The following is an 11899-nucleotide window of genomic DNA, read 5'->3' on the forward strand; positions in this document are numbered from 1 at the left end:
CGTCTCGTGCAGGACACGACGGCTGCGTTGCGCCAGCGGGTGCGCGACGTGTTGCGCCAGTACCCCGGGAGCCAGCGCGCTTTCGCCGAGCAGATCGGGTTGGACCCCACCAAGCTGTCCAAGTCGCTGACCGGCACCAGGCGGTTCACCCCGGTCGAGCTCACCCGCATCGCCGAGCTGACCGGCGTGACGGTGAACTGGCTGATCAACGGCGGCGACGACGTCGAGACGGTGGCCGCCGCGCCGCAGCGCACCGCCCGTCCCGCTCGCGATCCCGGCGACCTCCGGGAAGCCAGCCGCTACCAGCAGATCCTCGACGCCGCCTGGCACCTGATCGCCGAACGCGGCTACCACTCGGTGCGCGTCTCCGACGTGGCCAAGGAGTGCGGCACCAGCGCGGCGACCATCCACTACTACTTCCCCGGCCGCAACGACCTGCTCACCGAGACGCTGCGCTACTCGGTGCGACTGGCCTTCGACCGGCAGGTCGCCGAGCTGCACGCGGTCGAGGACGCCCACGAGCGCCTGCTGCGGCTGGTGGAGCTGCAGCTGCCCACGCCCGGGCTGCTGCGCCAGGAGTGGTCGATCTGGCTGCAGGTGTGGAACGAGAGCGCGCTCAACCCCGACCTGCAGGTGCTGCACAGCGACTCCTACACGCGCTGGCACGACACCATCGCCCGCACCATCCGGCAAGGCCAGGAGCAGGGCGTGTTCGCCGACACCGACGCCGAGGAGCTGACCGTCACGCTGACCGCGCTGATCGACGGCCTCGGCATCCAGGTGCTCGCCGGGCGCCCCGGCCGGTCCGTCGAGCGGATGCGCAAGGCGCTGCGCGAGTACGTCGAACGCGAGATCGTCCGGCACTGACATCCCACGAAACCCCACCCGGGCACCGCACCGGTGCCCGGGCGCTGGAACCTGCCCACGAGAGGAGAGCCCCGATGGCCAGCGAAGTGATCGTCACCGCCGCGCTCACCGGCGCCGGTGACACCACCGGCAAGAGCGAGTTCGTCCCGGTGACCCCGGAGCAGATCGCCAAGGACGCGGTCGAGGCCGCCGAGGCCGGGGCGGCCGTGGTGCACATCCACGTCCGCAACGTCGAGACCGGCCAGGGCTCGCGGGACACCGCGCTCTACCGCGAGGTCGTGGAGCGCGTCAAGGAGACCGGCACCGACGTGGTCATCAACCTGACCGCGGGCATGGGCGGCGACCTGGTCATCGATCCCGACGACCCGCTCAAGCCGGTGGACGGCACCGACCTGGTCAACGGCCTGGACCGGCTGCCGCACGTCGAAGAGCTGCTGCCGGACATCTGCACGCTGGACTGCGGTTCGCTGAACTTCGGCGAGGGCAGCCAGCTCTACATCTCCACGCCGGACATGCTGCGGGCCGGCGCCAAGCGGATCCAGGAGCTGGGCGTCAAGCCGGAGCTGGAGATCTTCGACACCGGCAACCTGTGGTTCGCCAAGCAGCTGCTGGCCGAAGGCCTGCTCGACGCCCCGCCGCTGTTCCAGCTGTGCGCGGGCATCCCGTGGGGCGCGCCGCCGGAGCCGGGCCTGCTGCAGGCGATGGTCAACATGCTGCCCGAGGGCGCGAACTGGGCGAGCTTCGCCATCGGCCGCGACCAGCTGCGCTGGGTGGGCCTGACCGCCGCGCTCGGCGGCAACGTGCGCGTGGGGCTGGAGGACAACCTCTACCTGAGCAAGGGCGTCAAGGCCAGCAACGCCCAGCTCGTCGAGCGCGCCGTGACCATCGTCGAGGGCATGGGCATGAAGATCGCCACGCCCGACCAGGCCCGCGAGCAGCTCGGCCTGAAGAAGCGCTGAGCGACTCCGCGGAACCGCCATTGACCCGTTTCCGCTGGTCAGGTCCCGTGAGTGCTTTGCGGGGCTATAGCACCCCAAAGCACTCACGGGCCGCCACCAGCGGAAACGCACCGGGCGATTTCGCGTGAAGTCGGCCGCTACCACCGCGCGAGCGGCCGGTGCCGCCCGCACAACGACCTCGAAAGGGAATTCTGAGTTGAACGAGCACACCCCCTCCCCCGGTTCGGTGCGCCGGGTCGCCTGCATCGGCGCCGGCGTCATCGGTGGTGGCTGGGTCGCGCACTTTCTGGCCCGCGGCTACCGGGTGACCGCGTGGGACCCGGCTCCGGAGTTCGAGGCGAAGCTGCGGCGGCTGGTCGACGCCGCGTGGCCCGCGCTGACCGAGCTGGGCTTGGCCGAGGGCGCCTCCCGCGACAACCTGGTCATCGCCTCAACGCTGGCGGAGGCCGTCGCGGACGCCGAGTTCGTGCAGGAGAGCGCGCCGGAGGACCTGGCGCTCAAGCGGGACCTGCTGGCCCGCATCGACGCGGCCACCCCGCCGGGCGTGGTGATCTCCTCCTCGACCTCGGGCTACGGCATGACCGAGATGCAGGTGGACTGCCCGACCCCGCAGCGGCTGGTGGTGGGCCACCCGTTCAACCCGCCGTACCTCATCCCGCTGGTCGAGGTCGTCGGCGGCGAGCGGACCGAGCCGTGGGCCGTGCGGTGGGCCTCGGAGTTCTTCGAGGTCGCGGGCAAGTCGGTGATCACCATGGACCGCGAGGTGCCGGGCTTCATCGCCAACCGGCTGCAGGAAGCGATCTGGCGCGAGGCGCTGCACATGGTCGCCAACGGCGAGGCGACCGTCGAGCAGATCGACGCCTCCATCACCGAGGGCCCGGGGCTGCGCTGGCCGCTGCTCGGACCGTGCCTGACCTTCCACCTGGCAGGCGGCGATGGAGGCATGGCGCACATGCTGGACCACTTCGGCCCGTCGCTGAAGTCGCCGTGGACGCGGCTGGAGGCGCCCGAGCTCACCACCGAGCTGCGCGATGCGATGGTGCAGGGCTGCGAGCGCGCCGCCGACGGCCGCAGCATCGCCGAGCTGGTCGCCGACCGCGACCGCGCGGTGATCGCCGTGATGCGGGCGGTCGACGAGGTGCGGAAGGGCGCGAAGTGACCGCGCTCGGCCAGTTCCGCCAGCGGGTCCGTCCGGAGTGGATCGACTACAACGGCCACCTCAGCGAGGCCTACTACGTGCTGGTCTTCGGGTTCGCCACCGACGCGGTGATGGACCAGGTGGGCCTGGACGAGGCCTACCGCAGCGGCACCGGCTGCTCGCTGTACACAGTGGAAGCGCACGTGCGCTACCTGCGCGAGGTCGGGCCGGACGCGGAGCTGGTGATCACCAGCCGCGTGCTGGGGGCCGGGGCGAAGAAGGTGCGCCTGTGCCACGAGATGTCGGTGAACGGCACCGTGGTGGCCACCGAGGAGATCATGGCGCTGCACGTCGACCAGGCGCAGGGCGGCACCAGCCCGTTCCCGGCGGCGGTGGCCGAACGGCTGGCCTCGCTGGTCGAAGCGCCACCGGAGTACGCGGGCCGGGCCATCGGCTGACGGCCGCGAGCGCGGCGACCGGCCGCAACCGGTCGCCGCGCTCGCAACCGCCGGGCCGCTCGGGATGACCGGATCGCTTCGGATGGCTACCGTGGCGGGTGTTCCGCCCACGACCGACGGGAGGATCGATGAATCCCGAGACCCCGGAGACCGACGCGGTCGAGCAGGCCCGCCAGGTCGACGAACTGGCCGAGGACGAGGAGCCGGAGCAGGTCGAGGCACCTCTCGACGCCGATCCGGCCGACCTCGCCGACCAGCACCGCGCAGTCCCGCTCGACGACGCCTACGACCACGACTGATGTCCGCCCCTACTCGGGGAGGACGCGGCCGGGGTTGAGGATGTTGTGCGGGTCGAGCGCCGCCTTGATCGCGCGCTGCGTGCTCAAGGCCGCCTCGTCCAGCTCCTCGCCCAGCCACCGCCGCTTGAGGTGGCCGACGCCGTGCTCGCCGGTGATGGTGCCGCCCAGGTCGAGGCCGAGTTCCATGATCGCGTCGAACGCCTGCTGCGCGCGGACGCTCTCCGCCGCGTCGTCGGCGTCGAAGGCCACCACCGGGTGCATGTTGCCGTCACCGGCGTGCCCGGCGCACAGCACCTGGACCTGGTACTGCTCGGCGATCCGCCCCAGGCCCTCGACCAGGTTCACCATGTTTCGCCGGGGCACGCACACGTCGTCGACGAGCACCGTCAGGCCCAGGTGCTCGTGGGCGTCGCCGACCAGCCGCCGCGCCTGCATCAGCAGCTCGCCCTCCGCCGGATCGTCGGCGACGACCACCTCCGAAGCGCGGTTGGTGCGGGCCACGACCTCGAAGGCGGCGAGATCGCCCGGCGCCGCATCGCCCCGGTCGGACTGCACCAGCAGCATGCCCGCCATGCCCTCGGGGAAGCCCAGGTCGGCGATCTTCTGCACCGCGTTGACGGTGGGCCGGTCCATGAACTCCAGCACCGACGGCCGGTAGCCCTCGGCCAGGTAACCGGCCACGGTCCGGACGGCGTCGGCGATGGTCGGGAAGAACGCGACCGCGGTCAGCGGCTGCGCGGCGGCCGGGCGCAGCGCCACGGTGACCTCGGTGACCACGCCGAGGGTGCCCTCGGAGCCGACGATCAGGTGCGTCAGGTCGTAGCCGGCCACGCCCTTGGCGGTGCGGCGACCGGTGCGCATCACCCGGCCGTCGGCCAGCACGACTTCGAGGCCGCGGACGAAGTCCCCGGTGACGCCGTACTTCACGCAGCACATGCCGCCCGCGTTGGTGGCCACGTTGCCGCCGATGGTGGAGATGCTGCGCGAACCGGGATCCGGCGGGTAGAACAGCCCGTGCTCGGCGACCTTCGCCGCGAGCACCCCGTTGACCACGCCGGGCTGCACGACCGCGACCTGCTCGGAGACGTCGATGTCGAGGATGCGGTCCATCTTCTCCAGCGACAGCAGGATGCAGCCGTCCAGCGCGTTGGCCGCGCCGGACAGCCCCGAGCGCGCGCCCTGCGGCACCACCGGTACCCGGTTGCGGTGCGCCCACTCAAGGGTCACCGAAACGTCCTCAGTGGACCGCGCGCGGACCAGCGCCGCGGGAGCGCCCGCCGGGCAGAAGCCGGCGCGGTCCCGGCGGTGGGCCTCCAGCACGTCGACGTCGTCGAAAACGCGCCCGTCGGGCAGCAGATCGCGCAGGGCTTGCACATCGGCGGTGGTCATCGGGTGAACTCTCCGACCTCGGTGGGAACGGTATTGCCGCTAGAACTTAACCCGCCGAACGGCCCCGGAGTCCACCCTGCGGAATGGGCCTGCTCACAATGCGGGCGGCCCGAGCACGCCACCGGCGGCCTGCGGACGGGCGATCATCGCCGGATATCCGCTCGACGGCGGATCTACCATGTGAGCATGTCTTCGACGAGGGATGTGTCCGCGTCCTGGGAGGAGAACGCGGCCGACTGGATCGACTGGACCCGCACACCGAGCAACGACTCGTTCTTCTGGGAGTTCCAGCTCCCCGCCTTCGCCCGGATCACGCCCGAACCGGGGCGGCGGACGGTGGAGATCGGCTGCGGCGAAGGCCGGGTGGGCCGGTGGCTGGCCGACCGGGGGCACACCGTCGCCGGCATCGACAGCTCCCCACCCTGGCCGAAAGCGCGCGAGCAGCGGGCGGCTACGACGAGATCGTCTGCGCGAGCGCCGAATCGCTGCCCTGGCCCGATGGCGAGTTCGACGCGGCCGTCGCCTTCATGGTCCTGCACGACATGCCGCCCATGCGGCAGGCGCTCCGCGAGCTGGGGCGCGTGCTCGAAGTCGGCTCCCCGTTCAGCCTCGCCATCGTGCACCCCGTCAACCGGCCGCGCGAGCACCTGGACGACATCGAGCAGCTGCTCGAACCGCGCCCGGACCCGGCTGCTGTCGAGCGCGCTCCGGAACTGGCCGCGGCGACGCGCAGCCCGTTCTTCCTGCACATGCGCTGCCGGCCGGCCGAGCGGCGCTGACCGGCCGGGGCTTCGCCGGTCAGCCCGGCCAGTGGCCGAAGAGGTCGGCGAAGCCCTCCCGCCAGCTGGGCCACTTCGGGCGCCAGCCCAGGGTTTCGCGGAGGCGGAAGTTCGTCGCGCCGCGCTGCTCGGTGAGCTGGTGGACGGTCAGCCAGTCCAGCTGGGCCCTGGCCTGCTCCAAGGTCAGCGACACCGGCGCCGGACCGCCCGCCATCCGCGCGTAGGCGGGCAGCCACTCGGTGGCCTCCGCCGGTTCGTTGTCCACCACGTTGTAGGCGCCGGGATCACCGCTCGCCAGCAGTTCGAGCACCGCCCCGGCCGCGTCCTCGACGTGCGTGAACGAGGTCAGCCCCACTACCTCGGAGACCACCGGCAGCTCGCTGCCGCACACCCGCGAGTGGACCGCGCCGCCCGGCGCGTACTGCGTGCCCGGGCCGTAGAGGTTGCCGTAGCGCAGCGCCACGCCCTCGATGTCCGAACAGCTCAGGACCGCTTCCTCCATCGCCACCTGGGCCCGGACCGCGTCGCCCCAGCAGCCCGGCGCGTCCGTCCACAGTGGTGATTCCTCGTCCAGCACGTCGTGGCCGTGCGGGCGGTAGGCAGCGGTCGTGCTCTGCCCGATGATGCGCTTCGCACCGGCCGCCACCGCCGCGTCAAGCAGGTTCTTCGAGGCCCGCTCGCGGGAAGGCGCGGCGCGGTGCCGCCCGTCGCTGAGATCGGTCCGGCCGATCCCGGAGGTCTGGTCGACCACGACATCCGGTGCGGCGCGGCACAACTCACGCCGCACCCCCTCGGTATCCAGCAGGTCGGCGACGGCGATATCGTCGAACGATGTCGAGCCGTTCAGCCGGTCAACGCGCCGGACGAGCGCGGTCACGTGGTGACCTCGCTCCCGCAGCAGCGGGAGGAGCGTCCTTCCGACCACGCCGGTAGCACCGGCGACAACCACACGCAGGGGCACTTCGACCTCGCACCGGGTTAGACGTCAGCGGCTCGAAAGCCTACCCCGGTGGCCTACCCCGGAACGGGTGAAAAACGGCCGCCCTCGCAGGCGGCAGACCGGCACCGCGGACGGCCCGGACCTGCCGCCCCCATGAGGCGGCATCAGAGCTCTCTCCGATGCACCGTCGTGCCGGAACGGCACGACCCTTCGTCAGATGGTGCGGATTCCAGCGGCCTGCGGACCCTTCGGACCCTGGGCGATGTCGAACTCCACGCGCTGGTTCTCCTCCAGCGTGCGGAAACCGGAGGCTTCGATCGCGGAGTAGTGGGCGAAGACGTCGGCGCCGCCGCCGTCCGGGGTGATGAACCCGTAGCCCTTCTCCGCGTTGAACCACTTGACCGTACCGGTAGCCATTCCCTGTTTCTCCTGATTCTGCTGGCCAGGGTCAACACTGCGCAGACCCGAGGTCGCCGAGCCGATCCCCGCCGCGCTGGAGCACCACCGCACAAAAAAAGTGCCTGCGTTCTGGCAGGCACTTTCCAGTACTGCTGGGACCAAAACAGCAACCACCGCAACGCTAGCACTCCGGCTGCGGGTTGTCACACGTCGATCGCCGCCTGTCAACACCGCCGCCGGGCACCGGTTTTCAGGGAATGCTCAGCAGTCCCTGCCCGCGGGCTTCCGCGGCGAGGTTCTGCTCGGTCCGCTGCTCGGCGAGCAGCAGTGCCGCGGCCCGCGGGGTGAGCCCTTCGGCGTCCCACGCCGCCAGCAGCGGTGGGATCTTCGCCAGCATCTCCTCCCGCAGCACCTGGAAGGACAGCACCGGGTCGGCGTCCACCCGCCCCAGCAGCAGCCACCAGGCCCAGGCGACCGCGCCCGCGTTGGCCACGAAGTCCGGGATGACCGGAATACCGCGCGTGGCCAGCATTTCCTCCGCGTCGGCCGTCACCGGGGTGTTGGCCGCTTCGACGATCACCTTGGCGTTGATCTCCGGCACCTGCGGCGGGGCGATCGCGTAGGACACCGCGGCCGGGATGAGCACGTCGACGTCGGCGCCGAGGATCGCTTCGCGCGGCGCGCGCTGCACGTGCCCGGGCACCTGGGCGCGGTCGATCTCGCCGAACCGGTCGCGGGCCTCCAGCAGCGCCGGGACGTCCAGCCCGTCGGGATCGTGCAGCGTTCCGGCCGCGTCGGCCATCGACACCACCTTCAGCCCGGCCTCGTGCAAGTAGTAGGCCGCACCGCCGCCCATCGTGCCGACGCCCTGCACCGCGACCGTGGTCTCGGCGGGAGCCCAGCCCCTCGCGTGCACGACACCGAGGCAGCTCTGCGCGACGCCGTAGCCGCCGACCACGTCACCGAGCAGCAGCCCGCCGGGCACCGGGGCGTTGAGCCCCGCCCGGACGCGGCGCAGCGTGCGCTCTGCGTCCGGCGCCCGCCTGATCGCAGCGTGGTAGGACTGGTGCAGCCCCACCTCGGCGAACACCTCGTCGATCAGGTGCTGCGGCACCCCGAGGTCCTCCGCGGTCACCCAGTGCGCGTCCAGGTACGGGCGCATCGACTGCACGAAGCGACGCAGGACGCCCTTGGCCTCCGGGTCCTTCGGGTCGCAGTCGATCCCGCCCTTCGCCCCGCCCACCGGCAGGTCGAACACGGCGGTCTTGCGCGCCATGCCGCGCGCCAGGTCTTCCACCTCGGTCAGGGTGCACCCGGCACGCATCCGGGTCCCGCCGGTGGCCAGACCGGACACCAGGCTGTGCACCACCAGGTAACCGTTGCGGCCGGTCACCGGATCCGTCCAGATCACCCGCATCATCGGGTCGCGGTCGACGAGTGCCACGGGCCGAACCTCCTTCCCAGTACGCGTTGACCCGCCGCGGAGAACCCGGGCGGGGAATGAGTGCAACCAGTGATCGAACTACCCGCGAGCCGCGGAATCGCGATGCTCGCCCCACTGCCGATCAGGTCGGTCAGTGATGTCGCAGCCAGAGCGAGGAAGAGGACAACCACCGGGCTGGACGCGGGTTTCGGAACGACTCCGCTCGCATGATCCACCTCCCGCACTCAGCCCGGATGGCTCGAAGTTAAGGGCGGCCGGTTTGGATTGTCAACAATCGACTTCTCGGACAAGCCGTTCATCATCGGAACGGGTGCTCGACCGCCGCCGACAAGACCATCGGAAAGGCCTCCGACCAGCAGCGGAAGACCATCCGCACCCCAGGTCACACGAACGGGGGATGCGCGGTTCTAAGCTTCCGATCGCGACGGATGAGGGCGTAGCGCGAACCGCCCCGGGACTTGGACCAAACCACTCCCAAGATCACCGGGCGGCTGGGAGGATGCGAGCATGAGCCAACCGGGACGACCCCATGACCTACCGGGATCGCTGGACGAGGCGACGCAGCAGCAGCTGATCCAGGAGATCGGCCGGCTGATCGTGCGCGCGCTGCCCCCCGGTTGGCGCGAGGCCACCGTCGAGTACCGCGCGCTGGGCGGCCACCAGGAACTCGTCGCGCAGCTGATCGCGCCCAACGGCACCGCCGTCCCGCTGGCCCCTCCCGCGGAGGCCGCCGAGGCGTTCGGCAGGCTGCGGCAGGGCATGTACCAGCCGGATCGCGGCACCTGGGTGAGCGCGCTGTACCGGCTGCAGCGCCCCGGCAGCTACACCGTCGACTTCAACGGGGACTACGAGCCGAACTGGCGCACCGCTCCCCCGGCCGCCGCCCACGCCGACGAGCTCAACCGCTTCCCGCGCCCCGCGTCGGCCATCCCGGACTGGCTCTCGGCCGGCCCGGCGGCGCAGCTGCGCACCGCGGAGGTCTTCGACGACTCGGGCCGCCCGATCACCGACCGCCCGGCGATCGACCCGGCCGAGCTCGATCAGGTCGCGGACTACCTGGAGCAGGCGCCGATCGTGCTGGCGGCGCGCAGCTACGACACCGACCGGCTCGACCCGAACCGCAACCCGTCGGTGCCGATGACCTTCCACACCGACGGCACCTGGGTCTGGCCGGGCGCGGTCGGCTACTACCTGCGCCAGCACGGGGTCGCCCCGGAGGCCGACCTGGTGGGGCACATCCGCCGCCAGGGCTTCCGGGTCCCCGAGGTCGCCGAGCCGGTCCGCGAGCAGGCGGTCACCCTGATCACCGGCGAGCAGCGCCAGTAGCCGTCCGACCCGAGGCGCCGGTGCAATTTCAATTGAAATCAGCGGTGTGATTTCAATTGAAATTGCGGAATCCGGACACCGGGCGGCCGAGCCGTTCGCGTTCACCGGTGCATCGGAGGACGGTCGCACCGGTGGGAGTGCGGTTCGCGGCAGGTCGAGTTCTCGGTCGGGCGAGGTGCCGGTTCGGCGGAGCTGACACAATCCCGGCATGCGCGATGTGGTGTTCGCCGGCGGGCCGGTGGCCACAATGGACGCCGCCCGGTCGTTCACCGATGCGGTGGCGGTGCGAGACGGGCGGATCGTCGCCGTCGGGCGCGATGCCGTGCGGGCACACTGGTCCTCGCGGACCGAGTTCGTCGACCTCCGCGGCCGGTTGCTGCTGCCCGGTTTCCACGACGCGCACGTGCACCCGCTCTACGGCGGGCTCGAACGGCTGCGCTGCGACCTCACCGAATGCCTCGACGCCGCGCAGTGCCTCCGCCAGGTCGAGGCCTACCAGCGCGCGCACCCGGAAGCCGGCTGGGTGCTCGGCGGCGGTTGGGACATGGCGCAGTTCCCCGGCGGCGCACCGCACCGGACCGCTCTGGACCAGGTGACCGGAAACCGCCCGGCGTACCTGCTCAATCGCGACCACCACGGGGCCTGGGTGAACACCGCCGCGCTGCGGCTCGCCGGGATCGACCGGCACACCCCCGACCCGCCGGACGGCCGGGTCGAACGCGACGCCGACGGCCATCCCACCGGCACCCTGCACGAGGGCGCGACCCGGCTGGTCGAGCCGGTGCTGCCGACGACCGGCGAGGCGGAGTACCTCGCCGGGCTGCTGGAGGGCCAGCGGCACCTGCACTCGCGCGGCGTGACGTCGTGGCACGACGCGATCGTCGGCCCCTACCTCGGCTACGACGACACGCTGGCGACCTATCTGGACGCCGACCGGCGCGGGCTGCTGACCGGCAAGGTGCGCGGCGCGCTGTGGTGGGACCGCAGCCGCGGCCGGGAACAGATCGAGGAGCTGCGGCACCGCCGCGACCGGGCTCGCGGACACCGGTTCCGGGCCGGGACCGTGAAGATCATGCAGGACGGCGTGTGCGAGAACTTCACCGCCGCGCTGCAGCTGCCCTACCTCGGCCGGCACGGCAGCGGACTGTCCTTCGTGGACTCCGAGCTGCTCGCCGAGGTGGTCCCGGAGCTGGCCGACGCCGGGTTCCAGCTGCACTTCCACGCCATCGGCGACCGCGCGGTGCGCGATGTGCTGGACGCGCTCTCCGGCGCGCGCGAGCGGGACCTGCGCCACCAGATCGCGCACGTCCAGGTCGTGCACCCCTCCGACGTGCCGCGCTTCCGCGAACTCGGTGTTACGGCCACGATCCAGCCCCGGTGGGCGGTCAACGACGCCGCGATGACCGAGCTGACCGTGCCGCGCCTGGGCCACCGGCGGGCCGGCTGGCAGTACCCGTTCCGCTCGCTGCGCGCGGCGGGGGCGGTGCTGGCAGCGGGCAGCGACTGGCCGGTGTCCGAGGCCGATCCGGTGCTGGGCGTGCACGTCGCGGTCAACCGCAGCGAGCCCGGCACCGACGACCCGCCGTTCCGGCCCGAGCAGGCGCTCGACCTCGTCGACGCGCTCGCCGCCTACACCGCGGGCAGCGCGTGGGTCAACCACGCCGAGCGGGAGACCGGAACCGTGGAGGTCGGCAAGGCCGCCGATCTGGTGCTGCTGGACCGCGACCCGTTCGCCTTGCCGCCGAACGAGATCTGGCGCTGCGAGGTGGAGCTGACGATGGTCGACGGAGCAGTGGTGCACCACCGGATGTGACCGACCGCAATCCCGCGCTGGGCCGTGCGGGCGACGCGGCCTCCCGATCGTGTGGAAGGGCATCCGGGCCATTGGCCGCCGCGGGCGC

General features: G+C 71.7%; 12 protein-coding genes. 8 read left to right on the forward strand and 4 right to left on the reverse strand.

The annotated features are described in order from the left end of the window. Nucleotides 1–6 precede the first annotated feature (6 nt). The 5 genes from C4T78_RS33375 to C4T78_RS36680 all read left to right on the forward strand — a co-directional run bounded on the left by C4T78_RS33375 (nucleotide 7) and on the right by C4T78_RS36680 (nucleotide 3721). Nucleotides 7–867 carry a TetR/AcrR family transcriptional regulator gene (locus C4T78_RS33375; protein WP_093348638.1) on the forward strand — a complete coding sequence of 287 codons (861 nt, stop codon included), beginning with the start codon at nucleotides 7–9 and terminating at the stop codon, nucleotides 865–867. A 74-nt stretch (nucleotides 868–941) separates the two neighbouring features. After that, a complete protein-coding gene (locus C4T78_RS33380) occupies nucleotides 942–1826 on the forward strand; it encodes a beta-keto acid cleavage family enzyme (RefSeq protein WP_093348005.1) in 885 nt (294 codons plus the stop codon). A 196-nt stretch (nucleotides 1827–2022) separates the two neighbouring features. Next, nucleotides 2023–2985 carry a 3-hydroxyacyl-CoA dehydrogenase NAD-binding domain-containing protein gene (locus tag C4T78_RS33385; protein WP_093348004.1) on the forward strand — a complete coding sequence of 321 codons (963 nt, stop codon included), beginning with the start codon at nucleotides 2023–2025 and terminating at the stop codon, nucleotides 2983–2985. Continuing rightward, nucleotides 2982–3422: a thioesterase family protein gene (locus C4T78_RS33390; RefSeq protein WP_093348002.1), complete on the forward strand. Its 441-nt coding sequence runs from the start codon at nucleotides 2982–2984 to the stop codon at nucleotides 3420–3422. Before C4T78_RS33385 ends, C4T78_RS33390 begins: the two co-directional genes overlap by 4 nt. A gap of 128 nt (nucleotides 3423–3550) precedes the next feature. Next, a complete protein-coding gene (locus C4T78_RS36680) occupies nucleotides 3551–3721 on the forward strand; it encodes an Rv3202a family protein (protein ID WP_177247430.1) in 171 nt (56 codons plus the stop codon). 9 nt (nucleotides 3722–3730) lie between these two features. Here the strand turns inward: C4T78_RS36680 and C4T78_RS33395 are convergent, their stop codons facing one another. Next, on the reverse strand, nucleotides 3731–5110 hold the full coding sequence (locus C4T78_RS33395; RefSeq protein WP_093348000.1) for an FAD-binding oxidoreductase: 1380 nt from the start codon (nucleotides 5108–5110) through the stop codon (nucleotides 3731–3733). A 371-nt stretch (nucleotides 5111–5481) separates the two neighbouring features. On the opposite strand from C4T78_RS33395, the gene C4T78_RS36685 reads away from it, so the two are divergent. Continuing rightward, a complete protein-coding gene (locus C4T78_RS36685; protein WP_177247429.1) occupies nucleotides 5482–5889 on the forward strand; it encodes a methyltransferase domain-containing protein in 408 nt (135 codons plus the stop codon). 19 nt (nucleotides 5890–5908) lie between these two features. On the opposite strand, the gene C4T78_RS33405 is transcribed toward C4T78_RS36685, so the two are convergent. The 3 genes from C4T78_RS33405 to C4T78_RS33415 all read right to left on the reverse strand — a co-directional run bounded on the left by C4T78_RS33405 (nucleotide 5909) and on the right by C4T78_RS33415 (nucleotide 8648). Then, nucleotides 5909–6850, reverse strand: coding sequence for an NAD-dependent epimerase/dehydratase family protein (locus C4T78_RS33405; protein WP_258958394.1), 942 nt, complete (start codon nucleotides 6848–6850; stop codon nucleotides 5909–5911). A gap of 192 nt (nucleotides 6851–7042) precedes the next feature. Further along, nucleotides 7043–7246, reverse strand: coding sequence for a cold-shock protein (locus tag C4T78_RS33410; protein ID WP_093146427.1), 204 nt, complete (start codon nucleotides 7244–7246; stop codon nucleotides 7043–7045). 232 nt (nucleotides 7247–7478) lie between these two features. Then, on the reverse strand, nucleotides 7479–8648 hold the full coding sequence (locus C4T78_RS33415; RefSeq protein WP_177247462.1) for a Glu/Leu/Phe/Val family dehydrogenase: 1170 nt from the start codon (nucleotides 8646–8648) through the stop codon (nucleotides 7479–7481). Nucleotides 8649–9179: 531 nt separating this feature from the next. On the opposite strand from C4T78_RS33415, the gene C4T78_RS33420 reads away from it, so the two are divergent. Next, on the forward strand, nucleotides 9180–9998 hold the full coding sequence (locus C4T78_RS33420; protein WP_093347989.1) for a hypothetical protein: 819 nt from the start codon (nucleotides 9180–9182) through the stop codon (nucleotides 9996–9998). Nucleotides 9999–10206: 208 nt separating this feature from the next. Continuing rightward, the gene (locus C4T78_RS33425; protein WP_093347987.1) at nucleotides 10207–11811 is read left to right on the forward strand and encodes an amidohydrolase; all 1605 of its coding nucleotides are present in this window, start codon (nucleotides 10207–10209) and stop codon (nucleotides 11809–11811) included. Nucleotides 11812–11899: the final 88 nt, after the last annotated feature.

The organism is Saccharopolyspora kobensis (genome assembly GCF_900108315.1).
GTDB lineage: Bacteria > Actinomycetota > Actinomycetes > Mycobacteriales > Pseudonocardiaceae > Saccharopolyspora > Saccharopolyspora kobensis.